17 protein-coding genes are annotated in these 25,005 nt (G+C 55.3%); 2 read left to right on the plus strand and 15 right to left on the minus strand.

Annotated elements, in window-relative coordinates:
- The gene (locus DACI_RS21100) at positions 1 to 1,524 is read left to right on the plus strand and encodes a conjugal transfer protein TraG N-terminal domain-containing protein (protein WP_008266205.1); all 1,524 of its coding nucleotides are present in this window, start codon (positions 1 to 3) and stop codon (positions 1,522 to 1,524) included.
- 6 nt (positions 1,525 to 1,530) lie between these two features.
- Here the strand turns inward: DACI_RS21100 and DACI_RS21105 are convergent, their stop codons facing one another.
- The 3 genes from DACI_RS21105 to DACI_RS21115 are packed head-to-tail and all read right to left on the minus strand — an operon-like array spanning position 1,531 to position 2,693.
- Complete coding sequence (locus tag DACI_RS21105) at positions 1,531 to 1,890, minus strand: DUF3742 family protein (protein ID WP_008264713.1); 360 nt, start codon at positions 1,888 to 1,890, stop codon at positions 1,531 to 1,533.
- A gap of 27 nt (positions 1,891 to 1,917) precedes the next feature.
- Positions 1,918 to 2,376, minus strand: coding sequence for a type II toxin-antitoxin system YhaV family toxin (locus DACI_RS21110; RefSeq protein WP_012205993.1), 459 nt, complete (start codon positions 2,374 to 2,376; stop codon positions 1,918 to 1,920).
- Entirely contained in the window at positions 2,376 to 2,693 is a 318-nt protein-coding gene (locus DACI_RS21115) for a type II toxin-antitoxin system PrlF family antitoxin (protein WP_008265574.1), read from the minus strand. The genes DACI_RS21110 and DACI_RS21115 overlap by 1 nt, the downstream gene beginning before the upstream one ends.
- Before the next feature lie 297 nt (positions 2,694 to 2,990).
- Between DACI_RS21115 and mobH the strand changes: the two genes are divergently transcribed.
- Positions 2,991 to 4,844, plus strand: a complete 1,854-nt coding sequence (mobH, locus tag DACI_RS21120) for a MobH family relaxase (RefSeq protein WP_012205994.1) — start codon at positions 2,991 to 2,993, stop codon at positions 4,842 to 4,844.
- Positions 4,845 to 4,874: 30 nt separating this feature from the next.
- On the opposite strand, the gene DACI_RS21125 is transcribed toward mobH, so the two are convergent.
- The 12 genes from DACI_RS21125 to DACI_RS21175 all read right to left on the minus strand — a co-directional run bounded on the left by DACI_RS21125 (position 4,875) and on the right by DACI_RS21175 (position 24,997).
- Positions 4,875 to 8,210 carry a cold shock domain-containing protein gene (locus tag DACI_RS21125; RefSeq protein WP_012205995.1) on the minus strand — a complete coding sequence of 1,112 codons (3,336 nt, stop codon included), beginning with the start codon at positions 8,208 to 8,210 and terminating at the stop codon, positions 4,875 to 4,877.
- On the minus strand, positions 8,207 to 10,843 hold the full coding sequence (locus tag DACI_RS21130) for a chromosome segregation ATPase (protein WP_008265595.1): 2,637 nt from the start codon (positions 10,841 to 10,843) through the stop codon (positions 8,207 to 8,209). Before DACI_RS21130 ends, DACI_RS21125 begins: the two co-directional genes overlap by 4 nt.
- 2 nt (positions 10,844 to 10,845) lie before the next feature.
- Complete coding sequence (locus tag DACI_RS21135) at positions 10,846 to 12,693, minus strand: hypothetical protein (RefSeq protein WP_197968055.1); 1,848 nt, start codon at positions 12,691 to 12,693, stop codon at positions 10,846 to 10,848.
- Between the two features lie 86 nt (positions 12,694 to 12,779).
- Positions 12,780 to 16,160: a DEAD/DEAH box helicase gene (locus DACI_RS21140; RefSeq protein WP_012205998.1), complete on the minus strand. Its 3,381-nt coding sequence runs from the start codon at positions 16,158 to 16,160 to the stop codon at positions 12,780 to 12,782.
- A complete protein-coding gene (locus tag DACI_RS21145; RefSeq protein WP_012205999.1) occupies positions 16,157 to 17,500 on the minus strand; it encodes a protein kinase domain-containing protein in 1,344 nt (447 codons plus the stop codon). The genes DACI_RS21140 and DACI_RS21145 overlap by 4 nt, the downstream gene beginning before the upstream one ends.
- Complete coding sequence (locus DACI_RS21150; protein ID WP_012206000.1) at positions 17,493 to 18,209, minus strand: PP2C family serine/threonine-protein phosphatase; 717 nt, start codon at positions 18,207 to 18,209, stop codon at positions 17,493 to 17,495. The genes DACI_RS21145 and DACI_RS21150 overlap by 8 nt, the downstream gene beginning before the upstream one ends.
- Positions 18,206 to 18,694 (minus strand): hypothetical protein, encoded by a 489-nt coding sequence (locus tag DACI_RS21155; protein WP_012206001.1) that lies wholly within the window; start codon positions 18,692 to 18,694, stop codon positions 18,206 to 18,208. Before DACI_RS21155 ends, DACI_RS21150 begins: the two co-directional genes overlap by 4 nt.
- Positions 18,691 to 20,454, minus strand: a complete 1,764-nt coding sequence (locus DACI_RS21160; protein WP_043545366.1) for a Card1-like endonuclease domain-containing protein — start codon at positions 20,452 to 20,454, stop codon at positions 18,691 to 18,693. Before DACI_RS21160 ends, DACI_RS21155 begins: the two co-directional genes overlap by 4 nt.
- Positions 20,451 to 23,126 (minus strand): FtsK/SpoIIIE domain-containing protein, encoded by a 2,676-nt coding sequence (locus DACI_RS21165; RefSeq protein ID WP_033945064.1) that lies wholly within the window; start codon positions 23,124 to 23,126, stop codon positions 20,451 to 20,453. The genes DACI_RS21160 and DACI_RS21165 overlap by 4 nt, the downstream gene beginning before the upstream one ends.
- Positions 23,123 to 23,353: a hypothetical protein gene (locus tag DACI_RS31575; RefSeq protein WP_031757235.1), complete on the minus strand. Its 231-nt coding sequence runs from the start codon at positions 23,351 to 23,353 to the stop codon at positions 23,123 to 23,125. The genes DACI_RS21165 and DACI_RS31575 overlap by 4 nt, the downstream gene beginning before the upstream one ends.
- Positions 23,346 to 23,690 carry a hypothetical protein gene (locus DACI_RS21170; RefSeq protein WP_033940875.1) on the minus strand — a complete coding sequence of 115 codons (345 nt, stop codon included), beginning with the start codon at positions 23,688 to 23,690 and terminating at the stop codon, positions 23,346 to 23,348. The genes DACI_RS31575 and DACI_RS21170 overlap by 8 nt, the downstream gene beginning before the upstream one ends.
- Positions 23,687 to 24,997: a hypothetical protein gene (locus DACI_RS21175; protein WP_012206005.1), complete on the minus strand. Its 1,311-nt coding sequence runs from the start codon at positions 24,995 to 24,997 to the stop codon at positions 23,687 to 23,689. The genes DACI_RS21170 and DACI_RS21175 overlap by 4 nt, the downstream gene beginning before the upstream one ends.
- Positions 24,998 to 25,005 lie beyond the last annotated feature (8 nt).

The following is a 25,005-nucleotide window of genomic DNA, read 5'->3' on the forward strand; positions in this document are numbered from 1 at the left end:
ATGACGCTTTTCACCACCGACTACTTGGAGTACTACCTGACGCTGGTGTCGTGGATCGTCCATAACGGCATCTGGGCCGTGCTGGTGGCGAGCGGTGTATTCGCGTTGCCTTTCATTGCCATCATCGTGCAGGAGTGGCTGAAGGCCCGCGCGGAAGGCGCCGACGAAGGCAACAAGGGCGTGCTCTCGGCTGCGCGCATCGAGAACCGGGTCTTCGTCGCCATCGTGGTGGTGATGTTCGCCGGCATCCCATTCATCGACGTGGATCTCAACACCATCCGCTACGACAGCTCGCGCTCGGCCCAATGCCAGGTCAGCGTGCCGCAGCCCACCGATACCGGCTGGTCGCAGTCCTTCAGCACTATCAACAACCAGTCGGCGAAGGTGCCCGTCTGGTGGGCCTTTATGCACACACTCTCGCGAGCAGTGACCGGTGCCTCTGTGGCGGCGATTCCCTGCGGCACCGACTTGCGGCAGATGCGCATGGAGATCGACGCGACCCGCATCGACAACCCGGTGCTGGCTCAGGAAGTGGCGGATTTCTCGCGCGACTGCTACGGACCGGCGCGCGCCAAACTCTTCATGCAGCGCCCGAACCTCGATGAGGCGCAGATGCACGACGTGACCTGGATCGGCTCGCGCTTCTTCACTGACACGGGCGGCTACTACGACACCTACCGCTCCAGCACACCACGCGATGACTGGCCTTACGACAGCAACCGTGATGCTGGGCTTGCGCAGGTGGCCAGCGGTGGCGGCTATCCGTCCTGCAGGCAGTGGTGGGCCGATGGCAGCAATGGCCTGCGTGCACGCCTGCTGGGGCAGGTAAACCCAAGCCTGCTGAATCGCCTGGCGGGCTGGGCCGGATTCCTGACCCGTGCCGATGTGGACGACTCGGTGATCCGCACCATCGCCTCGCCGAGGCAGCAGAAACTGAACCAGGGCAGCGTCTATACGGACTACGGCGGTCAGATCGACAAGACCCTGCCGAACATCGTAACGCGGGCCACGGGCGACGTCGGCATGGCTTTCGGCGCGATTGCCGCGTTTCCCGCCATGGACGTGGTGCGCCAGGCGCTGCCTATGGTGCTCGCCTTGCTCAAGATGGCGCTGGTCATCTGCATCCCGCTGGTGCTGGTCGTGGGCACCTACGACCTGAAGACCGTCGTTACCGTGAGCGTCGTGCAGTTCGCGCTATTCTTCGTCGATTTCTGGTTCCAGCTCGCGCGCTGGATCGACAGCACCATCCTCGATGCGCTCTACGGCTGGGGCTTCGGCTGGAACCGGCCACACAGCAACTTCGACCCGCTGGTGGGGCTGAACAACGCCTTTGGCGACATGCTCCTGATGTTCGTCACGGGAACGATGTTTATTGTGCTGCCTACGTTCTGGATCATGGCCCTGGCTTGGGCGGGCGTTCGCGCCGGTAACGTCTTACAAGGCCTGGCTGGAGCTACCGGAGATGCCAAGGCCGCTGGCGGAAAGGGAGGAAGTACCGCAATCAGCGCGGTGCCGAAGAAGTGAGCACAGCTAATCGTCCTGGACATGAGGGTCAATGCGAAAACCATCGTAGGTGTACAGGCCGAATCCGGCAGGCCCGTTTCGCCATTCTGGTTCGGGCAGTTCATCGTTCAAGTCGGCATTGCGCGCCATCCAGGCAACCACCATGACGAACACCAGTAGCAGCGCCATCCAGAAGACTGCATAGAACAGCAATCCCAGCACAACCAGCTTGACCGTCCACAGCAGCACGGTGGCACCTGCCATCGGCACGCCCTTGGATACCAACCAGTTCGACGCCCGCCGTTCGCCACGCGCATAGGCGCGCCACCCACGGCCAAAGCTGCGGCCGAGGCGTTCTGCGGTGCTGATGCGGGTCGTCGTGCTCATGGTCGTCACCTGCTACATGTGAAATCGCTACTCCAGTTTGCTCCAATCCTGCTTGCTTGCCTGTACCAATGCGCTCCATTCGTCCGGCGGGTTCCCGCGCCCGAGCATCTTCTCGAACACGGCATACGGGTCTGATTTGCTTCCCGAAGACCGCAGAGTCTGCTCATCGTTGACCCAGGCGTACACGATGACTTTGGCCTTCGAGTCGTAGCGGAAGAACAGTCGGTATCGCCTTCCGAGCTTGGCCCGCCGCCAGTGGCGATAGGCCGATCCCATGGTGTTGCCCTGGCGGTATTCGTCGCGCGCCGGATCACTCGGCACCACGTCTTGCATCAACTGGACCAAGGCCCGGAAGAACTTGACGTTGGCGTTCGATCCGAACCCTTCCGGGTCGTTCTCTTGGGCGCGCAGCACGGCCGCGCGCAGCTTCATCATCTGCTCGATCAGGTTGTCGTGGAACAGCAGTGACCAGCCATGCTGTTGCATCAGATCTCCACGTCCTCATCGAAATCATCGCCCAGGTCCACCTTGTGCCCAGCGTGCTCCAGCATGGTGCGAGCCAGATCCTCGGGCAGGCCACGCACATTTCGGCCCGCTTCAATGTCGCGGGCCAGCAGGGTCAGAAACGCGGCAATGGCAGGGTCCTCGTGCTCGGCATCAGCGCGGGTCACGACGACTTCGCCGCCGCGCAGGTCGAACGCAACTTTGCCGCCCGTATCCACCCCCAGCGCCTGCCGGATGGACTTGGGCAGCGTGATCTGACCTTTGGAGGTCAGCGTGGCAACTTCGTGAATGGCAGGCATGGTGGCTCTCCTGATTGCGATACCCGCACGGTAAGGAAATTTCCTTACTTTGTCAATCTGAGGTCTCACGGCGTTCTCCCGAGTCCAAGAATCGGTCCATCGTAAGGCGTAAACAGCCAGCCTTCCTGCATCAATCCGGCCTGCCGCAACTCGTATTGGAGGTGGACGGCCGGCACCCGTCGCCCTATACCCAAAGGCTGTAAAGGGCCGAAATGGCAAGGGAATGGGGTGCAAGGGGAAAGGCCCTACCCGAAAAGGCGAAAAGGCCGCCCGCTTGCCCGCCACCAGGACACCCACATGCTCTCTCTGTTCCAGCGGAAACGGCCTCCGGTCGCTGCCGCTCCGTCGCCAGCACCCGTCACCGATCTCCCGAAAGGGCTGCTGCAACCGGAATCGGCCGCATCGCTGCTGGCGACACCGCGCCGGCAGAAGCTGCTGGAACACATCTGGCAGCGAACCTCGCTCTCGCGCAGGCAATTCGCCACCCTGTACCGCACGCCCCTGGAACGCTACGCCGAGCTGGTCCAGGCCTTCCCGGCCTCCGAGGCGCATCACCATGCCTACCCGGGAGGCATGCTCGACCACGGTCTCGAAATCGTCGCCTACAGCCTGAAGCTGCGGCAGTCCCATCTGCTGCCCATTGGCGCCAGTCCTGAGGACCAAGCGGCGCAGGAGGAAGCCTGGACCGCTGCAGTTGCCTATGCCGCGCTACTGCACGACGTCGGCAAGATCGCTGTCGATCTGCACGTCGAGCTAGCCGACGGCAATACCTGGCATCCGTGGCACGGCCCGCTGCGTCAACCATACCGCTTCCGCTACCGTGACGATCGCGAGTACCGGCTCCACAGCGCCGCGACAGGCTTGCTCTACCGGCAACTGCTTGACCGTGAAGTCCTGGATTGGCTCAGCTGCTATCCGTCGCTGTGGGCACCGCTGCTCTACGTCCTGGCCGGGCAGTACGAGCACGCTGGCGTGCTGGGCGAATTGGTGGTGCAGGCCGACCGTGCTTCCGTGGCCCAGGAACTGGGCGGCGACCCCACACGCGCCATGGCCGCGCCCAAGCACGCGCTGCAACGCAAGCTGCTGGAAGGGCTGCGTTACCTGCTCAAGGAGGAGCTGAAGCTGAACCAGCCCGAAGCCTCCGATGGCTGGCTCACCGATGGCGCGCTTTGGCTGGTGAGCAAGACAGTTTCCGACAAGCTGCGCGCGCACCTGCTGTCGCAGGGCGTTGACGGTATCCCGGCAAACAACACCGCCGTGTTCAACGTGCTGCAGGATCACGGCATGTTGCAGCCCACGCCGGACGGCAAAGCGATCTGGCGCGCTACCGTGACCAGTTCCACCGGCTGGACCCACTTGTTTACGTTGCTACGGCTGGCACCCGCGCTGATCTGGGAATCTGGTGAGCGACCAGCGCCCTTTGCCGGGACGGTGACGACCGACGCGGCACTGGCGGGCGAAGCTGCCGAGGCAGCGGCCACGCTTTCTGCGGACGGCGCAGCGTCCGCCTCCGAGAACCAAAACGCTCCGCCAGCGGAAGGTAGTGGCATCGTCTCGGCCTCTCCACCCAAGGCCCAGGCCAGCCCCGACGTCATGGCGGACATGCTGGCGATGGTGGGAATGGGGGATTCGTCAACCACCGAGGATGTGGAAACCGCCCCGGACGAAGTACCCGCAGCTCTCCCCGATGCGACCCAGCCGCCCTTGGCCGCCGCTGCGCCTTCGTCACCGGCCTTCACGTCCTCGACGACACAGCCATCCGGCGAGCACTTCATGGCGTGGCTGAAACATGGCATCGCCACGCGGCGGCTCATCATCAACGATGCGAAAGCGCTGGTGCATACCGTGAGCGACACCGCCTACCTGGTCAGCCCTGGCGTGTTCCAGCGCTATGCGCAGGAACACCCGCAGGTAGGCAAACTGGCCAAACAGGAGAACCTGCAGGATTGGCAGTGGGTGCAGAAGCGCTTCGAGCGACTGCAATTGCATCGCAAGCAACCAAGTGGCCTGAACATCTGGACTTGCGAAGTCACAGGCGCCAGAAAATCGAGGAAGCTACATGGCTATTTACTTATCAAACCAGAAATGGTTTTCGAATTTACGCCTCCAAATAACCCATATCTATTTTCAATGAAATTTCCCGGCCTATGAAGATCAAGATATGAAAATCATCTATCAAAATTAAATGGTCTCATCAGTATTTCCATCAGAAACACTAGATATGTGAATAGCGTTCGCACCATCGTCACCAGTGAGGTACAGGCGCAGCGCGTAGAGCAGATCGGGGGTGCGGTCGCCTGAGGGTTTCTGGATGTTGATTTTCACACGGGAGAAGAGCTTGATGTTGGACAGTGTGACAATTTCTGTCACTCGCTCGATTTTCTTGGCCAATTCCTTGGTGATTTTTTGATGCGGCTGAAGGAGAATCTTGATTTCGGGGGTGGATGATGCACGGGTGCGAAGCAGGCCGAGCAGAAGTTCAAGCGGTTCTGTCGTGGCGCGAATCCAGTTGCGAGCAGTCCACTCGTCTTTCCGGGGCGGATATTGCTTGATGTTGAGCATGATGTTCAGAGCATTCAGAATGGACTGCAAGTTGGCGAGGCTGAATTTCTCAACAAACTGCTGCTCTCGCCAGATGGCATAGGCCAAAATACTGAGCGCGTCATTTGACGGATTCGCAACGAGCTGGGATAGCAAATCTTTCTGCCATTGCTGCGAAACATCACCAAGCGCGAAGCCGACGGCTCGCAGGTCACGAATTTTCTGACCCTCAACCTGCCCGGTTATCCACTGAACGCAATTTTCAGGCGCATCCTTGTGCATACAGGCCATTAGAAATCGAATTTCATTCTTTACTTGCTCAGGAATGCCACTCTCGTTCAGCAGGGCAACGAGGTGTTCTCCTCTGGCCTTCATTGCGTCGGCAAACCCTTTCGGACATTCACGGTCTCCAGTCGAGCGCCCATCGCGCCAAACCTGAATGACAGGAAAGTAAAGTCTCTTGCGTATACTGGCAACCAGATTTTTTGCTGATTCTTCGTCAAAGTTTTTCAGACGCACTTCATCTTTGTATCTCGGCCCTGCCACTTTCCAGCCAGAGAATTTCCCATCGCGCTCCTGAAGCTCGAATGAAATTTCTGCCCCCTCAGTGAAGTCGGCGTAGCTCAGTTCATGAACAAAACTGTTCTGATGAATGAATACAGACTCATCGGTGGATTTACATGTAGCAAAGGTAAACTGCCCGCCTATTTTGTCGGTCAGCCACTTTCTGTTTACCGTGCCAGTCGTCCTCTGTTTGGGGCGGATGTAAAAATCACGGTCAAGCTGTTCAATTGCCCTTTCCACCCAGTCCAACAGATCAGAGGTTTTATTACTGTCTTGCTTCGGAAACCGCTGCAACTCCGCCCAAGTCATTGGCTGCGGATATTCCGGCGCAGGGGCATCGGTGATTTCTTCCGTGCGTCGCCAGGTAGCGCGGATGGGTGGGAAAGATTTGTCGCGCGGTGTGAAGACGAGTTTATAGGGATCATCCGCGCCGTATTCAAAGGTCAGGTTCAACTCGCAGTCAACCTTGTTTTCCAATGGGAAGGCGGGTGAATCGAGACGAGCAGAGAAACCGAAGTCGTCACCCTTATCGCCGACATAGAGCGGAAACGAGTAATGCGGCCTGCCAGCGGGCAGTGTGAAGAATTCATCAACCGGGATGGTGACGGGTTTACCCCGAATGGGTTTGACTGTCGTTCCGCGCAAAACCAGGTGGAATCGTTGCTGATGTCCATCCTTCATCACTTTGACTGAAAGCTCAGGAATCTGGTCGCGCCAAAGTGGAATATCAGCCACCTGTTGTTGTAAAGCATGTAGATGGATTCCGCCCATAACGGGGCTTTCCATCAAATTGATGCAGAACGCGAAATTCCCGATGTTTGGAATACGCTTCAGGTGTGCTGCCTCAATGAATGGGGGCTTTGCCGGGCGGATCGCATCGTGCCACCGCCCGTTGGCATCCAGCGTGATGATGTCGTAGCCGCTGCCACCTAGCCTTTCTGCTTCCTCGCCAGGGATAACAACCGGCGGGCAACGCTCCCAATAAAAGCCTTTGGTGATGGGAAGACGTTTCGCCAGGTCTTTGTCGCGCTTGGCGATGAGCTTGGTGGCGGTCGTCTTGCCGCCAATGGAATCAACGACGATGATGGCGTAACCCTCGCCCGTGATTTTGGCCGGGTCAGCTTGAGCGAACACGGCCGCCACACTTCGCGGCAACGGCTCGGCATTCGGGAAACGCGCGTTGAGGTTGCGACGGATGACTTCAAGCTCGAAATCGTTGAGAAAGTCAGGCGCAAGCCAGATGAGTGTATCGTTCTTGAACTCTTCGCGTAGCCGAGTAGTGAACGCGCGGGCGGCGGGGTCAAAAAGCTCAGTGGCGTTGTCTTTGGCGAAAAACAGATCTGGCGCAGAAATGGTGGTCGCATCGGGATTCAGCCAAACGGCATCGGAACCAAAGAGTTCGATGTCAACGGTTTCATTTTCGCGCTGCCACCTCTGCCAAAGAAAGGGGGCCGCCAGCGACTGCGCTCCTTTTCCGTCACCACTGGCATAGCGGGGATGCAGGGCTGTGATATCAACACAAATTGGTTCGGCACTCGCGCTTTGTCGCAAATGCCGGGGCATCTTGTACTTCACTTCCTTGAACAAAGGTGGCTTGGAAGTCCACGGAAGAATCTCAAACTTTTCATAATCGAATAGTAACGGTATCTCAGCAAAAAGATGCTTTCCATCAAGCCACATTTGCGCGCATTGCTGCCAAAGGCGCATGGTTTTCTCGCGGACATCCAGTTGAGAAAGGTCGCTGGTGATGTCCTCATCGAGGGTTTGCAGCCAGCGCCATGCATCCCACACGTGACGGTAATCTCGGTGTGCTAGTAGCGTGTTGTTAGGTGGCAGATTTTCCCAATTGCCGATGGCTTGCGCCTCATCAGAACGCAACCATAAGTAGATTTTTGATAGAAGCTCATCCTCTTGACCGAGACAATCACCGCGTAAATCAAGCATTTCCGCAAGGCGAATGGCAAAGGCTTTCAGCAAGCGATTTTCCGGCAGGTCGACGGATTGAAAACGACGCACAGCCTGTATGTAGGGGTTACCTGCCAGTTTTTCCCGAATGGTACGACCCGGACGATTACTCAGCTTAATAAAACTGTTGGCATCCAGTTCACGCACAGCATGAACAGGCAGTAGAGCGTGTTCGCGGCGAGGACTTTCGTTGAGAGAATGAAATAATCGCTCGACAGAAGCGCGGCAGTGTTCCGTTATGCGCCAAAGGCGGTCACGGGTTATCTCACTCGCTTCTGGCTGTGCGACTTTGGCGAGGAACCCTGACAAGGATTTCGGCAGAGCCGCGCCGGTCTTAGGATCGAAATCCGTGATTGAACCAAACCAATTCATTTGCTCAAGCAGTTTTTTGGCAAGTTTTTCTTTGGCACGGAAGTCGGTATAGATTTTTTCCAGAGTAATACTCATTGCTTGGCGTGAATCCTTCCTGCTCTGGCATTTTCTTCAAGTTTCACGCGCAGCTCATCTCGTTGCTCTGGTGTCTTTAAGTTCCACATTTTATGACGCTTGTCTGAATCTGGTTCATCTTTCATAAAAAGGGAGTGTGGCAATTCAGCATTGTCCGAGTCTCGACTGGCCGTGGATCTATCATTGGTTTCCGTGTCACCGACGTTTAGGTAATTTGCCGACTGCCAAATAAACTGACCATAGCCAAGATCACAGGCAAGGTCGAAATCCTCTGTCAGATTGAATGAGTTACTGCCGATTCCTGTAACGAGTTGTCCACGAATCCTGTCCAGGCACTCTGTCTTGCTCTTGCCGCGTGTATCAATACCCCGCAATTTGGGCATGACCTTCTGCACGAGTTGATCCTCGAAGGCGACATGCATAGCTCTGGCAAGCGCATCTTTATCGCGTGCAGCACGGACATCCGGGTAATTGGCCATGTAGTATTCAATGGATTGCCAAACGCGGTGACCGAGGGCACGGCCTGTAACCGCTAAAGAAGCATTGATTGCTTCAATGAATTTTTTGAACGGGCTGACTTGATCGTCGGAGAAGTTGCTGCCCTGTGCTAGCCAACTCTGCCACGACGTTTTGTGTAGCGCCGGGCCTCGATTTTTGTCATCAAGTGGAGCAAGCTTCAGGCGACGTTTGAGTTCCGTCGGGCGCGGAAAGTTGATGATGATGGAACGGTCAAGCACCTTGTCCGAAAGGGACTTGGTGGTTTCGTCCTGGTTCATCGTCCCTGTCCAGAGTACATTACGACCGAGGGGGAGCTTATAGGGTTCCATGCCGGCGCCAATTTTCACCGGTATGAACGGAACATCATCACCCTTTCTGCCACGCCGCAGTTCTAGCTTGCTCAAAAACTCTGCAAAATAAAGCTCAGGGTGTGCCAGATTCATCTCATCAAGCAGAACAAGACACACTGCGTCCTGCAATCCTGGATAATCTGCTTGTTTCAACGCTTCAATCAGCTCTTTGTCCTTCTCAGGGTCAAGTGCTATTTGCTGATCTGGCGACATACTCTGCCAACGTCTAATGCGCTGTTCATATTGTTCGCGGCCTGATATCTGACTTTGCGCGAGAAAACGCAGCACCGGCTGTGCATCGAATTTATTGTCTATGGAATTGAAAAAGCCCAGCATGGATTCCTGCGAATCCCAATTAGGCTGGACAGACAGCGGCTCGAAATAAATTCCGCCAAAGTGCGAGTAGAGGCGCGGCAGTTCGGATTTTCCGGTTCCGGAAACCCCTGCCAGGACAGTGAGCGGCGACCATTCCGCTGTTTTGAGAGCTGTATGAAAAGCTTTCAAAATACGTGGATTGAAATGTAGTCCGTATGTATCGCAAGCATTACCAATCCCAGTGAGCCAAGTTAGCTCATCGATCTCGTGCTGCACCGGCTGCTTGACCTTATCCACACTGATGTGCGGCATCTCAATTTCTTTGTAGCGAGCGGTAACTTCAGCAGGGCGCTCATAAGCTGCACGCAAACGCTTGAGTTCGGCTTGCGCTTCGTTGGCTGCTCCCTCGAAGATGGATGCCCTTTGCGCCAGAGATTTGTTTTCGGCGTTGAGCTCCGAGCCTTGACGGCGCAGCTCGCCAATTTCAGCGACCGCAGCCTCATTGGTGGAAAGTTGCCGTTCTAACTGGTCTGCCCGTGTTTTCTGATTTTTGGCTTCTGATTCAAGGGCTTGATACCGCTCGCGCATTTCCTCAGTAGGTCGGGTAGCAAGCTCCTCTCGTAGGCGTTTGAGTTCGTCGGCCTGGCTGTTCAGCGCACGCAGAATTTCAGCAGGGTCTTTGCCACCAAGTTGCAACTTTAACTGTTCGAACGCGCCGAGAAGTTCGTCTTGAGTTTTAAACGCCTCGCGCAGTCGAATGTTTTCCTCTTTGGCAGATTGCAGAGCAGCCTCTAGCGATTTTCGGCGATCCTCAACACGCCTCTCAACCTCATCGTCCAGTTGCTCGCTGCGCCTCTGGTTCTGCTGTTCCAGCCGTTGTTCTTTGCGTTCGAGTGTCCGCTCTGAAGTCTCAAGCTCTGCCTGTCTTCCTTCGACTTCGCTTTGCAAGGCGGAGAGTGCGCCTTTTTGTTTCTCAAATTCCGTGCGCTCTGCATTCAACTGCTTTCGAGCGTCACCCTGTTGTTTTGTCCATGCATCGCGCTCTTGGGCGATTTCTGTCCGAATGCGCTCCCGTTCGGCGTTTTCGGCATGGGCAACCGCACCCAGTCGCTTTGCTTTCAGCTCGGAAATTTCAACCTCCAACGCTGAAAGGTTTTTCTCTCGCATCTCGGCAATTGCTCTTTCGCCCTGGGCGCGCTTTTCACGCAGCTCATCATTCAGCGCGGCTCGTTCATCGGCAAAACCTGCATCACACTTTTGCTCAGCCTGCGTGACGGCCTGCTCGCGCTGCGCCAGCTTGGCCTTGTCTTGCTCGATGACTTGACGCTCTGCAGTCGCATCCCTTTCACGTGTAGCCACGGCGGTTTCACGGCTGGCGATTTCGCTTTCCTTGGTGTTTATCCAGCTCTCACGCGCGTTCAAATCGGCAAGCCGCTGGGCTTCGGTGTCGGGTTGGACGGGGCTGTTCATTTTCAAGATTCCATAAGTGTTCTGATAGTTGTGAAAGCAGCTTTGCGAAGCTGTGCGATGTTCTCTTTGGGCAATGGCAGCGGCTCGTTGCCATGCCCACGCCGAGCGATAAGGTTTGCCATATCGCCGATCAAGGACGGCTGCGTGTCATGAATTGCGGCAAGTTCATCAGCATCGCTCACCAGCAGCCATGCAAGAACGCAAGCCCCGAGCGTTTGGCTGCCGCCTTGCAATGCCTGGCGCACAGCCGATGTTTTGACGGTTCGCAGGCTCTCCGACAAGCCTTCGCAGAAACCAGCCTCAACAGCCTTGCGTTCAGCCGTGTCTTTGAGCTGCGCGTCACTGGTATCGGACGGCAGCCTGCCTGTCAAAGCTCTCTCAAATGATGACTGGATTGCGGCATAAAGGTCGCGGACATAGGCCAAAGCGTCATCCCCGTCATGGCAAGACTGGAAAAAACGTTCCGCGTGAACCAGCCGGTCTTGCAAGTTTGCGCCCAGGCGGTTGAACAACTGGTGGCCGAACTCCTCCTGAATGCTAGTGCGGGCATCCAGCAGTGCATCACCCTGCTCGTCCTTGTCTGGCGCGGTAGGAGGCGTGTCGGTAAACACGATGCCTGGCACAAGCGCATGAACGACTTCGCGCATGAACGAATCGTCAGTTAGTGCCTGCTGCGGTGCGTCTGCGCCGCCCTTGCCGTGGCCCTTCTCGTTGCGTTTGGCGTTGATAGCGAACAGGCGAGTGATGAGGTCTGAATACGCGGCCGCAACACGGCGCAAGGGATGCAAAGCGTCGTCTTGCGCTTGAAGCAAAGCTATGGCAAGAACCGTCTCTTGGAACGCGCCGCCGTCCTCAAATTCCCGCAGCTTACCTTCCCGAATCGGCCTGAAGCCAATCGGCGGCTGCTCAAGACCGAGGGCTTTCGCGGCCTGCTCAAGCAGGGCTGCGTGTTGGTCTTGCGTAGTGAATTTCAGCCTTGCAATAACGGAATCAACCGGTCTGCGGCAGCAGGTATAGAACAGCGCCCATTCGATTGCGGCATGGATTTGGGCGATGGAGCGGAACGGGCTATTCCGCAAGGGGCGCAAATTGGCGACGAGCTTCGGGTAGCGTTGCCGGTTGGCATCGTTGTCGAACGGCTCTTTTGGCGTGGCATCCTGCTTTTCTGGACGAGGAGTGCTTAATGACTGTTTCCAACCATGCAGCCACTTGCTGAGGCTTTCATCCTGCTCCAAAAGTTTCTCGAACGCATTTTCGAGAATCAAGGAGAAACCGTTGCCGAACGGGTCAGCTATACGGAACTCGCCATCGCTTTTCTGGATGGCGATAGGGCAGTCAAGGTGAAGCAGCTCGGGCTCGGCGACTATCGTGATCTGTTGGACTGCGGGCATCTTGCTGTCCTGGCCGAACGCAGACGAACGCTTTTTCATGGCGCGCAAAGTTCTGATTACATCACGCGGCGCTGGTATCGCTTTTCTGCGGTCACCATCCCAGCGGATTACCCGGAAGTCTTTGTCCTCGCATTCCTTTTTCCGCATGGGGTTTGTGTCGTCCAGCCGATGCAGAAAAGGCAGAATTCTCCCGGTGGCGAGTTCGCGAAAGACCAGCGCAGTGACAAACACCGGCGCGCGCTCATCTTCACGCTCCCGCTCAATGACGGCATTGTGTTCGTCAATCAAGTCCTTGTCTTGCAAACGAAGCAGAACGCTCTTGACCAAATCGAGTGGGATGCGGGTTTCAGCCGCCAGCGCATCGGCATCCATACGACCGGCAGCGTCGAGTAGTTTCAGGATGACACGCTCAAATGCGTTCAAGCCATTGCCATCGTCAAGAACTCTGGGCAAGGTCACGCGGTATGCGTTCAGCGGCCACGCAAGGTGGCGCGGCCTACCGATGGTCTCACCGAAGGGGGCAGGTTTGCCGTAATCAAGGAGCCTCAACATGGCAGCATCACCCCTTGCTCGCGGCATATCTGAAGGAAATCCACCAGTCCAGGCACGAACTCCTTCGCGAGTTCACTTTGTAGCAACCCCGTATCTCCAACGACCACCAGCAGCTTCTTCTGACGGCTCATGGCGACATTCAGACGGTTGTAAAGACAGAGATGGCCAAACAGCGCTCTAGCTTGTTTGTCGCGGTCATCATCCTTTGGCTGCCAGTTTTGCGGCAAGGTTCGCACCATTGAGAGGAAGACGACATCGAATTCCATGCCTTGGAAAGAGTCCACCGTTCCAACACGCAGTTGCTTGTCATCGTTCACGATCCCGCCGAATTTCCTTTTGAGTTGTTCCCTGATGCTGTCGGCCTGCGCCTTATAAAATGAAATAACACCGAAGGAGAGATCTTTCCCTGCATCCGAACTCATCCACGCCTGTAACTGGCGAGCGATGACAGTGACTTCTGCGGGGCGCGTCCAACTGGTTCCGTCCTTTTGATGTTTTCCTCTTTGTGCTGGTACATCCATCCAAACGGCAGACTTGCCGTTCGTGCCTGGCAGATCATGGGCGAAATCGCTTGCTGGTCGCCCGGAGCCAAATTGCTCCTCCGGGTCGAAGCGTTCATAGAAATTTCTACTGATAAAGCTGCCCAGCAGCGGATGCATGCGGTATTGCTTGTCCAGCGTGATGCAACGTGGTGTAACGCGGCCAGTGGTGCTGTCGATAATTGGGAAGCTCTTGTCCAGTGTTTTTAAACGCTCGGAGAACAAATACTGAAACATGGATTTTTTTAGCCAGTCATTTTCGTCCTCACCCGTTTCGCCTTCCTCCATCTGGCGAGCCACCTCTTCGTCAATGATGTGCGGCAATTGTCGATGGTCGCCGACCAGAATAATGCGCTTGCCTTGCGCCATAGCCACCATCAAATCACGAGGCGAGACACGGGCGGCTTCGTCCACGATGACATATTCGTATTCCATGCCTTTCTGGTTTTGATTGACATCGCGCCCGACAAGCCCTTTGCGTTTTTGCATTGCACGATTGACGCTCTGCTGGCTGGTGGCGGCAAAGGCAAAACTGTATTCGGACAGGGCATCTACCATGCCATAGGGGTTGCCTTCCAGTTCGGCTAGAAACTCGGCCAGCGCAGCAGATTTTTTATCCTTAGCCGAATACTCGGCGTTTTTGATGCGTTGTATGGCGAATTCTGCCAATGCAAGCACTGCGTCGTTCTGCTTTTCCACGCGAAGAATCGGTGGAGCGGTGAACCGGGCGAGGAGCCTCTTTTTCAACGCGACCAGGTTGTCCAAAAATGGCGCTGGGCCATCTTCATTGCGCCACAGACTGGCTTTGTCCAGCAGTTTGCGTTCGTCTTCTTCAAGCACATCACGCAGGTCATCCAGTGCGTCCATCGCCCTTTCTGGCCCGTCGTCAGAAAAGCTTTCATGGCGAACGCGCAGACGGCGCGCTGCATCAAGCCATTGGGTGGAGCCATCGTTGAGGTTTTCCTCGTGCGCGAGCTTTTTCGCCAAATTCGTCGACCGTCGAGCGCCGTCTTCGCCAAGAATTACACTGCCGAGCGCTGCGATTTTCCTAGCAAGGCTGGCGGCCAGCACGCGTGACGGGGCTTGGACATATTGCAGGCACAGGTTTTTTATTTCCCGTTCCTGCTCAACTTCGGCAATCTGTGGGTTTCGTTCACGTAGTTCGGCGGCCAACTTTGAACACCAATCCTCAAGATTGCGCTCGAAGGTGCTGAGATCGTCTTCCGTCGCGCCAGACCGTTTGCCGAATTTCGGCACGGGCAGGCTATTGAGCGAGAGCCGCTCGATCATGTTTTCCACCGCATCGTGCTGAAAGCCTGTCAACAGAATTTGGCCTTTGATGCTCGCGCCGCGCTTGTCGGCCATCTCGTTCAGGCGCTCCAGAATGGCAGCGATGACGGTGGTCTTGCCGGTACCGGGCGGGCCTTGGATCAACGCTATATCTGGCGTTTTTAGGGCGGCCTCGATGGCCTTTTCCTGCATGACGGTGGGCGGATTGCGAAAGACCTTGTTGCGAACGAAGGCCGTGAGCGGTTGAACTTTTTGCGATGGCCGGATCTGTGTGATTCGCCCCTGCGCCTCAATCAACAGCCCAAGCTGGGGGTTGGCGGCACGGCCTTCCAGAATGGCTTGACGGGCGGCCATGCGGCGCTTGATCTGAGCAGATTCGCCCGCCAGCGACAGGATGAGCGTGCCGAATTCCTTGGGTAGAGCCTCGGCTTTAAGCGTGAGTACGCGAGTTTCCTCGTCAAACTCTGCGACACTGAAATAGGTATTTTTCTCGCGCAGCTCGCGTTTTTCACCGAGCTTGCTGTGTTCCCCCTCCTTTTTTTCGATCCCTCTCGCAAAATCCGTGAAGCTCAGGTTTTCATCCTGCAAGTAGTCCGGCAACTCGTCCACCAGTTCAACTTCAGGTACTGCGCCTTGTCTCAGTGCGCCCCACGCAGAATCTGATGCCTGCGCAATACGAACTCCGACAGTTCCATCCCGTTTCGGCACCATCTCCGTGAATTGCAAAGCACCCACTTCGCGTGCTTGCTTGAGCAGCAGTTCACCTTCAACCTCACCAAACTCGTCCCACTTTTTCAGATAGCTTCCATCGTCCTGAGTGAGTGCTGTCATTTGCGCTTTGGCAAGAATTTGCACTTGTCCCGCCTGTGTCCAGTCCACAAAACGCAGCCGACCTTTGGCCAGGCGTAAGGTGCGGTCAGGTTCCTTCTTTGGCTTGGTTAGACGGGTGGCGATGTAGATAGTTTGGCCGCCTGGCATTGCTTTTTCGGTGGCAATGAAGCGGATACCTTCGCCAGTAACACAGAAAGCGTTTATTCGGGTCGGCTCCGCAGCTGCATCGCGTGGCGTGTCCTCGCCGACAGGTTTCAGTTCTTCATCAATCGCCGGGCCAGCAGTCAGGAAGAAAAATGCGTCGTTTCCCTGTTGGAAGCAGCAAAGTTCGCCCAGCCTCTTGTAAAGTGCCTCACCCTTCGTCCGCATCTTTTCTTGCACATACTCATCCACACCGATTTCAACATCGCCCATTTCCAGGCAGACGCCGGTGAAAAAACCGATCTTCAGCTCGATGCTGCCATCGGCGGCAGGGTTTTCAAGTTGTGCAAGCAGGGAACGCCCACTGGCAAGTTCAGCGTTGAGGCGGCGGATGTCAACAGCCGCGACGGGGCGAACGAAAACAACCGCGTCTCTCAGGCGGATTTCAAATTCATCTGCGCGGGATAGGCTGGCCTCTACCGAGAATACTGGCTGCTCTTGCAGGGCTTCGACATTGTCAGACCGCTTGATGCGGACAGTTATGATGTTGACAGGAATGTCCTGAAACTTCATTTGCAGCCCTCCACGAACTCAAAGGTGAGGTTGTCCGGGAAAGGCAGCGTGCCCCGCACGGGGACTGCGGTTTTGGCCGCGCAGTTCAGCATGGCTTCGTATGCTGTGTTATCGAAATACTCGAATGAAAACGGGTGAAAAAGCCGCTGCGGCAATCTGAACTCCGTGGCACCACCAGGAATCAGGATTTCCCAACGTGGCGTTTTGACGCGAATGAAAGCCGGGCGCGCCGCGCCACAATACGGGCATTGCGCGTATTCATCGGCGAAATGGCTCATGCCACATTCGAGGCAATCCAGCGACTGATCCGCCGCCCTCGCAAGCTCCAATGTCCAGAACGCCATTGTCGGGCGGCGGTGCGGCAGTTCACGTCCTGCACCGAAAGTTTCCTGAAACAGGCGGCGTAATCCTTCTGTTGCGACTAATACACGGGGCAGGCCTCCAACTCCTTCGTTGGAATCGTCATCTTCGTCATCCACGAAAGGCAAGAAACCAGCGAATGCCTGTTCGTTCAGATCGGTGGCAGTGCCATTGGGCGCAGGGTCGGCATCCCAGCCGTCTTCTTCATCTTCGGGCTCCAGTACTTTCTTGCCAATGAAAGGGTGGCAAAGCGCCAGTAGCTTGAATGTCATCACAGCGAAAGCCCAGCAGTCGGTTCGCGGGCGGGATTGGTCACGGCCCTGCACTACCTCCGGTGCACCGTAGCCCGGCGTATAGACGGACACACCGCCGCTGGGTAACTCCAGGCGCATATTGTCGGCATCTATGAGCCAGACATCGGTGGTGTCGTCTTCGCCAATGAAAGCGTTGTTGGTGGAAATGTCGCCATAGACCAGTCCAGCGCTGTGCAGGCGGGCGAGGATGGCAGCGCACTTGGCAAGCGCGAGCGAACGGCGGCGGGTGGAGCCAGTTTGTGCGTAATGCAGTAGTCGCAGCGCCAGGTCCTTGTCAGGAATCTTCGTCAGCCATTGGGGCAAGGCTTGGCTTTGATCTTCCAGCTTCTTTTTGCTTCTGCCGTCCAAATCGAAACTGGCGAAGGGCTTCATGCCGTTCAACAGACGCATCACATAGCCCGGCTCGTCGCGCAGGATGGCGAGTGGCAGGGAAACGGGGATGCGCCGTGGTATGGGCAACAGGCGGACGTGCTGGAAGCGCTCGCGCAGATTGGCGTTTTTGTCCGGCTGGCCGGCAGCGTCCAGCGGCTGCTTGACGGCCAAATCCGCATCCTTGGTGCGATAGACCACGCCTTGTCCACCGCGCGCAAGCTCATCGGCCATCTGATGAACATTGTTGTATTCATCCACAAGTGGCTTCAGAGCCTGGTGTTCGGCGTTACTCATCTGCAACCTCCTCACTGCACAGGCAGGCGAGGGTTTTATCGTCGCTGTGCTTGGGCGTGGGCCAGTTTTCGAGCATCTCGTGGATGCGCCGGTTGGCACTTACCGGTGCGAGGGTTCGATGCGTTTCGGCGAAACTGCTCACAAACCCGTCAGCGTTATCCAAATCGTCAGCCACCCCATCGGTGCAGAGCAATACTGCGATGCACTGCTCCCCCGGCAGCGACAAATACTGCCAGTCTTTGGCGGAGACCTTGGAGGACAGCGCAGTAGTGATATTGGAGAAGCCTTGCGTCTTGTTTTCCGACAGCGAAACCACTGATCCATCGGACTTGGCAATAGCGGCAAGTCCGTCGCCAAGCATCCCTAGGTGGATTACGCCATCCAGGTGTAGTGCGAAGAGACAGGTGGCCGCGCAATCGCGAGGTTCCAGCGGAGCGACAAGCCTCAGCCAGTTAGCTTGGATGTTGCTAAACAGCGCGTTGTGTTCGATTTCACCACCGGTGCAACAAGCCCGGGCTGCGAACTCGACGGCGAGACAGGCAGCATGGCTGCCGAAGCTGGAGAAGGGCTTGGAGCCAACTCCGTCGGACACGACGATGCCATCACCCCAAACATGGTGAAACTTCGCCCATGCATCCTGATTTGGCAAACCTTCGGCGATATGGCTCGGGCCGCGAACGCTTGCCCCAAAACTTTTCCAAAGCGTCATGCCCATTCCTCATCCGCCTGCAGCCAGTTATCGAGTACGGCGAGCACTTCTTCTGCGGCAAACACCTTTGCGCCTTTGAGCCCCTTGGAAAGATGTGGGTTGGCATCCGCGCCGATTTGGATGACGCGCAGCGTGTCCGGCGGTAGACCTTCCTGCCAGCGGCTCAGGGTCTTCACGTCGTCTCTTGTCCAGAATCCATCCGTGAGGATCAGAACCTTTCCATCCGGCTCGTTACCCAGCAGTTGAACCAGCGCCTGGCCATTGGTGCTTCCATGGCAAACCAGCATTTCGACCGGGAGATCGTCCGTGACGCTCCAGTCCGGGATGCTGCGTGCCTCGCTGCTCCAAGCACAAAGGCGGATTTCCGCCTTTCCATACCCTTGCCGCACCCATTGCGCCACGGTCGTGGCCAAGGTTCGCAGGATGAAGGGCTTGCCTCCTTCACTCATGCTGCCGGAGATGTCGCAAACCAAATGGAGCATCATGGCGTTGCCTCACTCGCTTCAGCCCGCTCAGTGATGCTGTTCATCATTGCCGTTATCTGCTCAGAAAGTGATGCACCACTCCAAAGCATCAGTCTGGCATCTTTTATTTTTTTCTTGGCCGACTCAGTATTTGGCGGAACACAGCAGGCAACGATACCGCGACCTTCAATTCCTCCGTAGAAGCGCACAAGGTTCTGCAGCTTCATAATCTGCTCTTGCGTTACATTGCCCGCCTTGCATTCCACGACATAAAGCGAATAACCGTCGGTGAATGTGATGTCCAGCTCGTTGTATTCAACACCGAAGCTCGAATAGCCTTTTGACTCTTCTAAATTCAAGTTCAGCTTGACATTGATGCGCAAGTCTTGAATGACGCCAGCATCCTCGTAGGGTTTGCACTGCAAATAAACAAACTCCTCGAACCAGCCGCCAGATAGGTATTTGGCGAAATCAGGCCATTTCTCAAATCTCAGATCCAATCCGTAGCCCTGGACGGATACTGCCTCCATGTCATCCAGCTTGAAATTGAAGCCGTCACGACAAATCTCGAATGGCCTGAATGCATTGTTATAGTCGGTCAGTTCTCTATAAAATCTACGCACCTTGTCACGATGCAGCCAAAGGGTCTCGGTCAGAAGTTGGCGACTTGGCGATATATCCTTCATGAAGGAACTGCCTGCAATCTCCAAACCATCGCTATTCAGGTGCAAAAATGTCTCGATTGAATCAATCTGCCTGATTTTTTCGCGCCGAACACTGTCAATGAATATGACGCGACGATTCTTGCTGTCAAAATAAAACGGAACAGCGCCCAGTTCACGTGCAGCAGAGAGCGCGCCAGCAAACATCAATTTTGTGCCGCCAGTTAAATTGATTCCAATTCGTGTTTTTTCTGGAAATTGCTTTGCCAGCTCGGTGATTTGTTCGTGAACAGCGCGATCATCCCAGGGGTCAACGGTAAGTTCATGCAGGTCCCGAGAGCCAATAAAGGTTTGCATACATGCAGCAGGGAAGTCTTTTGAGTTGACAAAAATGTGATGCGCCGACTCAAATTGCCGGATGCTCAACAAGGCAGGCATCCGTTGCTCACCAAAAAGATGGAATGTCACATCGAACCCGTTGGAGATGCCTCGGATCGCAGCCTGTTTTGAGCTGTGTCGCTCAAGCCACTCAGCAGGCAACGCTATGACTTCAGGTGCTTTGCCAATGATGGACGATGCTATGAGTCTTTTTTTGAGCTCAGGGTAGCTCAGCGCCGCGAGCGCCCAGACAAAGGCCATCACCGGAGTTCCTGGGCTGAGATAGAGCGTGACGAGCTTTTCACCTGGCTCCTGTTCAACCCCATCCAGCGCCCGCATTGCGCTAGCGTAAATACCTTCGGTGTCGTTGAGCTGGTAAAGTTTCTCGCTATTTAAACGGATCCTTGCGTTGCAGCCCAGGGCGGCGGCTTTCTTTTTCAGCCAGGCTTCAAAATGTTCATGTGCGACAGAGGTATTGGCGAACCTGGAGACAAACTGATTAGTAAGCTTCCAGTCTTTCTCTTGCCCCATGCTTCGTATTGACGCCAATTCAAGCGTGAACGTCTTCTGTGCCTCGATCAATTCGCTGGCATCATTATCCGTCCGGGTGTAACCCAGGATAATGATGTCCGAGTAGGACGCGCCCGCAAGGGCGCTCGCAATAGGGCCGTCGGTATTCTCAAACCCCAGAGACGCGCGAAAATCGGTGATTCCATACCACGTGAGCAGAAATCTCTTCATTGAGTGCTTTCCTGAACATATGGCCGGAACCATGTGATGTCATTCGTCATTTTGTTTACGAATACAGCTCGGCTCGGTTTTTCAATACCTTTGAACTTACCAACACCGCCACTCACAAGCGATCCGGCATCGTCTTCATTCATGCAGTACGCCACGCGCAATTCGAAAAAGGAGAAAAGGTCTTTGCAGGCACTGGCACAGCGCTGCCAACGGTCAACAAAAATAAATACAAACGTCCCCTTTCTTGGGCCGTCCTCGGCGAGACGCTTTAACAAGTCAGCCGGGGTAGGTGGTTCGCCAGGCTTGGGCGATCTAAACGCTGGGGCTGGCTGTAGTACTTTCTCGGAATCCAGGCCATCGATAATCAATGCTACGCGGCGATTCCCAATATCGTCTGATATCGCTTGAAGTGGTAGCTCGGATATATCGTCGAATATCTTGAGGCGTGCACCGAGCATCTGCGCTGCGGCTGAGAATCCTCCTCCTGGGGGGATCCCGCGCGCGTTGAAGTACACGATTTCATCAAAGCCATCGACGAAAGTCAGACTAAAAAGCGTAGCGGACAGGAGTCCATCGTGAATGTGGTCATTGTAGCCGCTGAATAGAACATTGAACGCGGATCGACGAGTAAGTGGTACCGTCAACGGTTTTGAATCGAATGCGAGGTTTTCGCCCAAAAGAAGAGCTTCTTCATGCGCACAAGCTGTCTGATATTCAAAGGGAGACGGTATCTGCGGAAGGAATGCACCGCTGAAGATTTTGGTTTTTTCAGCCACCCCAGAAAGAGATGTACGCGCTATCAACTTCGTCAACAAATCACGTCGATGCTCACTTTCTCCGGCGAATGGAATCATGAACTTCACATTGCCGGATTTGGCACCATTAGCATTGTTGATGATGCCTTCAGGTGGGCTGCGCAGCTCTGCGGCTGCCCAATTCCCGCCCCCGAGGATCATTGCGGAGTCTTCCTGCCCACAAGCCAGTGCAATACGGCATCCCAACTGGGTGATGATGCTTCCGATTGACTGTGCGTTGATGCCTTTCAAAGTCTGAGTAGCCAGGAGGATGTGAATACCGAACGAGCGCCCCTGTTTCAAGAGCTTCGACAGCAACTGCTCAGCAGCTTCTGCCACCTGGCGACTTTCTGAGAACAGAATTTGGAACTCATCTATGACTAGCAGGACGCGTGGCAACCGTATCCCGCTTGATTTTCGGTATTCGCTGAAATCGTTGACATTTTTTGACTTGAATATGCGTGCACGCGTTTCCAGTTCATCCACAAGATGCCTTAATACAGTGACGCCATATTCAGGGTCACTTTCCGTAGCGACAAGGCGGGCTTGTGGGACTGGGGGAGTTGCGTAAATATTGAACTCAGTCGATTCCTTGTAATCCAGTAGATAAAGATCAAGCTCCTCGGTCGGGTATTTCTCGCATAACGTGTGAATCAAAACATGGAGCAGATTGGATTTTCCCGAGCCTGTCTTCCCCGCAAGCAGTACATGATGCTCGGAGTCCGTCGCGCCCAGTCTCAGGGGAGCGAAGTCGCCTGTGGTCGTCCAGCCGATGGGAATATCAAAGCCAGCAAGAGTCGTCTCACCCTTGCCGAAGCTCGTCCAGAGATCAGGCATCGTTTTCTTGAAGCGCGTCTTAGCAGCACAATCTTCAACGAGCTTTGCGAGAAAGCCATCCAGCACATCCTGTCGCGGCCATTGCTCCGGCTGGTATGTGAATGACAGCTCGCCAGCCCCAGCGCGCTGCAACAGATCATTCAGTTGCATGGTTGAGTTTTTCAGCGTGGCGTTGAGCTTTTCATATCGCCGGTCTTCCATGCGCTGCTCATCAATTGCAACGATGGGCAGCACGCCGCAGCGTGGACCGTTTTCAAAAATGCGGCCAAGAAACCAGAGAGATTTTTCCGACATCTGCTCTGGCACATCAAAAAGCACCACCACCTTGTAAGGTAATGAATTGCCGGGGTTGATCGCGTTGTATTCCGACCAGTTGGATGCCTTGTCATTGAACCGCTGCTGGATCAACTCCTCAATTTCGTCCGTCAGCTTTCCGAGCGCAGCTTCGATTTCATCCGAACGAGTAAGAACATGACCTTGCGGCACCAATTGCTCTACCTTCAGCAATGGCCGGAACGGCTCGACCGATTGCCCCTGCTGCAGGGGGTCAATCAGTGTCAACTCTACTTGACCTGCAGGCAAAGCCTGCAGCAACCGTAACAAGAGACAATGCACGAGGCGTTTCTGCTCTGCATCGCCTTGTGAAAAAACAAGAGCACTGGATAAGGGGAATGAGATGAATTTAGGGGCCTGACAAGATAGCTTCTCAAAAGAGACTTGCTCCGTGCCAAGCACAAGACCTGCTGGAATTTCTGATGCCATCAATGGCTTATCTACACAAAAATCCACGAAGGCAGGTTGTTGTTGTCTGAGCTGCGAGCTTGCGTTCGCTATAGCAGTTGCATTTCTTTCCCACTCTTTGGAAAAACCTGCCTGCCAATTCGACCTCCTTATGTTTCGATTGCGTTCCTGGTCTTCGCTTAATGCTTTTTTGGTGGTATCGAATTCGCGGTCGATGCGCGCACAACCTTCTTGATAGTCCGCAACTGCCTTGTGTAGCTTGGAAATGATGCTCTGAAAATCCTTTGCGCTTCCACTCATTGATTCCACCCGCTGTCTTTGAATTGAAGCTCGCGAACGTCATTCAAAGTTCGATCAATGGCGAGCGATTGTTGCTGAAAAGCAGCATTGAAAATGCAGAGTGAATCGACTTCCTTGAGAATCGGATCAAGTACATCGGCAACAATGGACGCGCCGAACGTATCACGCACTCCCTCGCGAAATTTTCCAGCACACATCGCAGCCATTCCAAAAGCCTCATCAAACATCAGCTTCCTCCTCTTCCATATCACCATCGATTGGAAGTTCGAGAACATAGTGGTCAGCTACCGAGACTTTGGGAAACAGGGGTGCGCAAATAGTCCCAGGCAAAAGGTAGCTCGATTCGAACTCCGGGCTCTTGGCCCTGAGTTCGCTTAGAAATGCGCGCCACTCTTGCTCGGACAACTCAATCGATCTGCAATTAACTGTCAGCTCCAAGAGGCGTGCGGTGGACGCATCCACACCGTCCATATTTCCGACATTGACTGCACGCAGGAGAACATCAACCTCAGCCCGGACTTGTGCGAGAAGGTCATGGCTAATAATTGCGAAACGTATTTTCATGGTTGCTCCTCCTCGTTTTGGCGGATGAAATCAAGACAGGACTGATCTATTTCATTTTTCCTTGGCAGCATTCCCACCATCGGTGAGCCAGCTTCGCGCAGGGCATCGCGCAGTTCTTTCTGTTTTTCTTCTGGCAAATCGTGGATGTCTCGTGAGCAAAGAGTGCATTGCGCGTCTGCTTGCTTGTGCCCTTCGGCCTGAAAAATCATGTGATCTTTCTGCGAATAGAGGTATTCCGCCTTGCCGCATTTCACTTCGAATGCCATCGAGCCTCCCACAGGAGCCCCCATGCCCTCACCACGTCCCAGAATGACCGGAACCCGCAAGTCAGTGACTATCAAATCTGTTTTTGTGTAGCGTCCGTTATCGCCCACAAAGGTTCGCCCTTGCGTCTCGATCCGGCCGCCAAGTGGCGCAAGTGCGTGCCGAACTATCTGCTCCCCGAATTCACCGCTCAGGTGTATCCGTGCCTTACGTGCGACGATGTTTCGCTCTGCATCACCCTTGGCGGCTACCCATTGGTTCCGAAATTTATCGACCTGCTTGCGATACGCTGGATCACGGTCGTAAAGATATTCCTGAAGCAATCGTCTCTGCTCTGACGATAGGTTCATGCGGTCTCGCAACATATCCGGAGTCACAGGGCGGCCATCTTTGGCAGGGTCCCATTTCAACCAAGCATGGAATTGCGCAGCGGACGGGTTTGTCGCGAGATAAGCATCCAGTGCTTGTTGCGCGGATATCAAGCGTGCAGTGCCAGCTTCAATCGCCTGATCGACAGTTGCCAAGTGCGCATTGCATGCTTGTAGGGTCTGCTCCAGGGTATGTTCCGCCATCGCCTCGGCCTGATTCGCAAGATCCACGCGCTGCTCCATGGATATGCGATCTCCTTTCGCCACCTCAAGCTCTGCTCTTGCTTGCTCCAGCATGCTCTGAGCCTGCTCAACAGCGGCTTCTGCTTCAGCCACGGCAGAGTCCTCGCCGGAGCAGTCCGGGCAACGTCCATCGTCATCGTGCGGCTGAGCAAGGCAAGCAGATAGCGCAGACTCGGCGGAAGAAAGCGAGCTCTGACTGCTATCGAGCGCTTGCTCAGCGCCGTCAACATTTTGCGTGGCGGCTTGCTCCTGCTGGATGGCACTTTCCAACATGCTTGCGCTGTTCTGCGCTTCTTCACGAGCCTCTGCGCATTTCTGCTCCGCAACAGCAATTTGTTCGCGGCATGCGGCCTCTAGCGCCTCGCGCACTGACTGCAGATCGCGCACGAGGTCTTCCAAATTCTCCACTTGCCCAATTGAAACTTGTGCCATTGCGACCT

The organism is Delftia acidovorans SPH-1, assembly GCF_000018665.1.
Classification (GTDB): Bacteria; Pseudomonadota; Gammaproteobacteria; order Burkholderiales; family Burkholderiaceae_C; genus Comamonas; species Comamonas acidovorans.

Excerpts from the sequence above, each read along its gene's own strand:
- DACI_RS21110 (WP_012205993.1), bottom strand. The coding sequence starts at position 2,376 with ATGCAACAGCATGGCTGGTCACTGCTGTTCCACGACAACCTGATCGAG.
- DACI_RS21125 (WP_012205995.1), bottom strand. The coding sequence starts at position 8,210 with ATGAGTATTACTCTGGAAAAAATCTATACCGACTTCCGTGCCAAAGAA.
- DACI_RS21175 (WP_012206005.1), bottom strand. The coding sequence starts at position 24,997 with ATGGCACAAGTTTCAATTGGGCAAGTGGAGAATTTGGAAGACCTCGTG.
- DACI_RS21140 (WP_012205998.1), bottom strand. The coding sequence starts at position 16,160 with ATGAAGTTTCAGGACATTCCTGTCAACATCATAACTGTCCGCATCAAG.
- DACI_RS21165 (WP_033945064.1), bottom strand. The coding sequence starts at position 23,126 with ATGAGTGGAAGCGCAAAGGATTTTCAGAGCATCATTTCCAAGCTACAC.
- mobH (WP_012205994.1), top strand. The coding sequence starts at position 2,991 with ATGCTCTCTCTGTTCCAGCGGAAACGGCCTCCGGTCGCTGCCGCTCCG.
- DACI_RS21100 (WP_008266205.1), top strand. The coding sequence starts at position 1 with ATGACGCTTTTCACCACCGACTACTTGGAGTACTACCTGACGCTGGTG.
- DACI_RS21170 (WP_033940875.1), bottom strand. The coding sequence starts at position 23,690 with ATGAAAATACGTTTCGCAATTATTAGCCATGACCTTCTCGCACAAGTC.
- DACI_RS21155 (WP_012206001.1), bottom strand. The coding sequence starts at position 18,694 with ATGATGCTCCATTTGGTTTGCGACATCTCCGGCAGCATGAGTGAAGGA.
- DACI_RS21105 (WP_008264713.1), bottom strand. The coding sequence starts at position 1,890 with ATGAGCACGACGACCCGCATCAGCACCGCAGAACGCCTCGGCCGCAGC.
- DACI_RS21115 (WP_008265574.1), bottom strand. The coding sequence starts at position 2,693 with ATGCCTGCCATTCACGAAGTTGCCACGCTGACCTCCAAAGGTCAGATC.
- DACI_RS21145 (WP_012205999.1), bottom strand. The coding sequence starts at position 17,500 with ATGAGTAACGCCGAACACCAGGCTCTGAAGCCACTTGTGGATGAATAC.
- DACI_RS21160 (WP_043545366.1), bottom strand. The coding sequence starts at position 20,454 with ATGAAGAGATTTCTGCTCACGTGGTATGGAATCACCGATTTTCGCGCG.
- DACI_RS21130 (WP_008265595.1), bottom strand. The coding sequence starts at position 10,843 with ATGAACAGCCCCGTCCAACCCGACACCGAAGCCCAGCGGCTTGCCGAT.
- DACI_RS21150 (WP_012206000.1), bottom strand. The coding sequence starts at position 18,209 with ATGACGCTTTGGAAAAGTTTTGGGGCAAGCGTTCGCGGCCCGAGCCAT.
- DACI_RS31575 (WP_031757235.1), bottom strand. The coding sequence starts at position 23,353 with ATGTTTGATGAGGCTTTTGGAATGGCTGCGATGTGTGCTGGAAAATTT.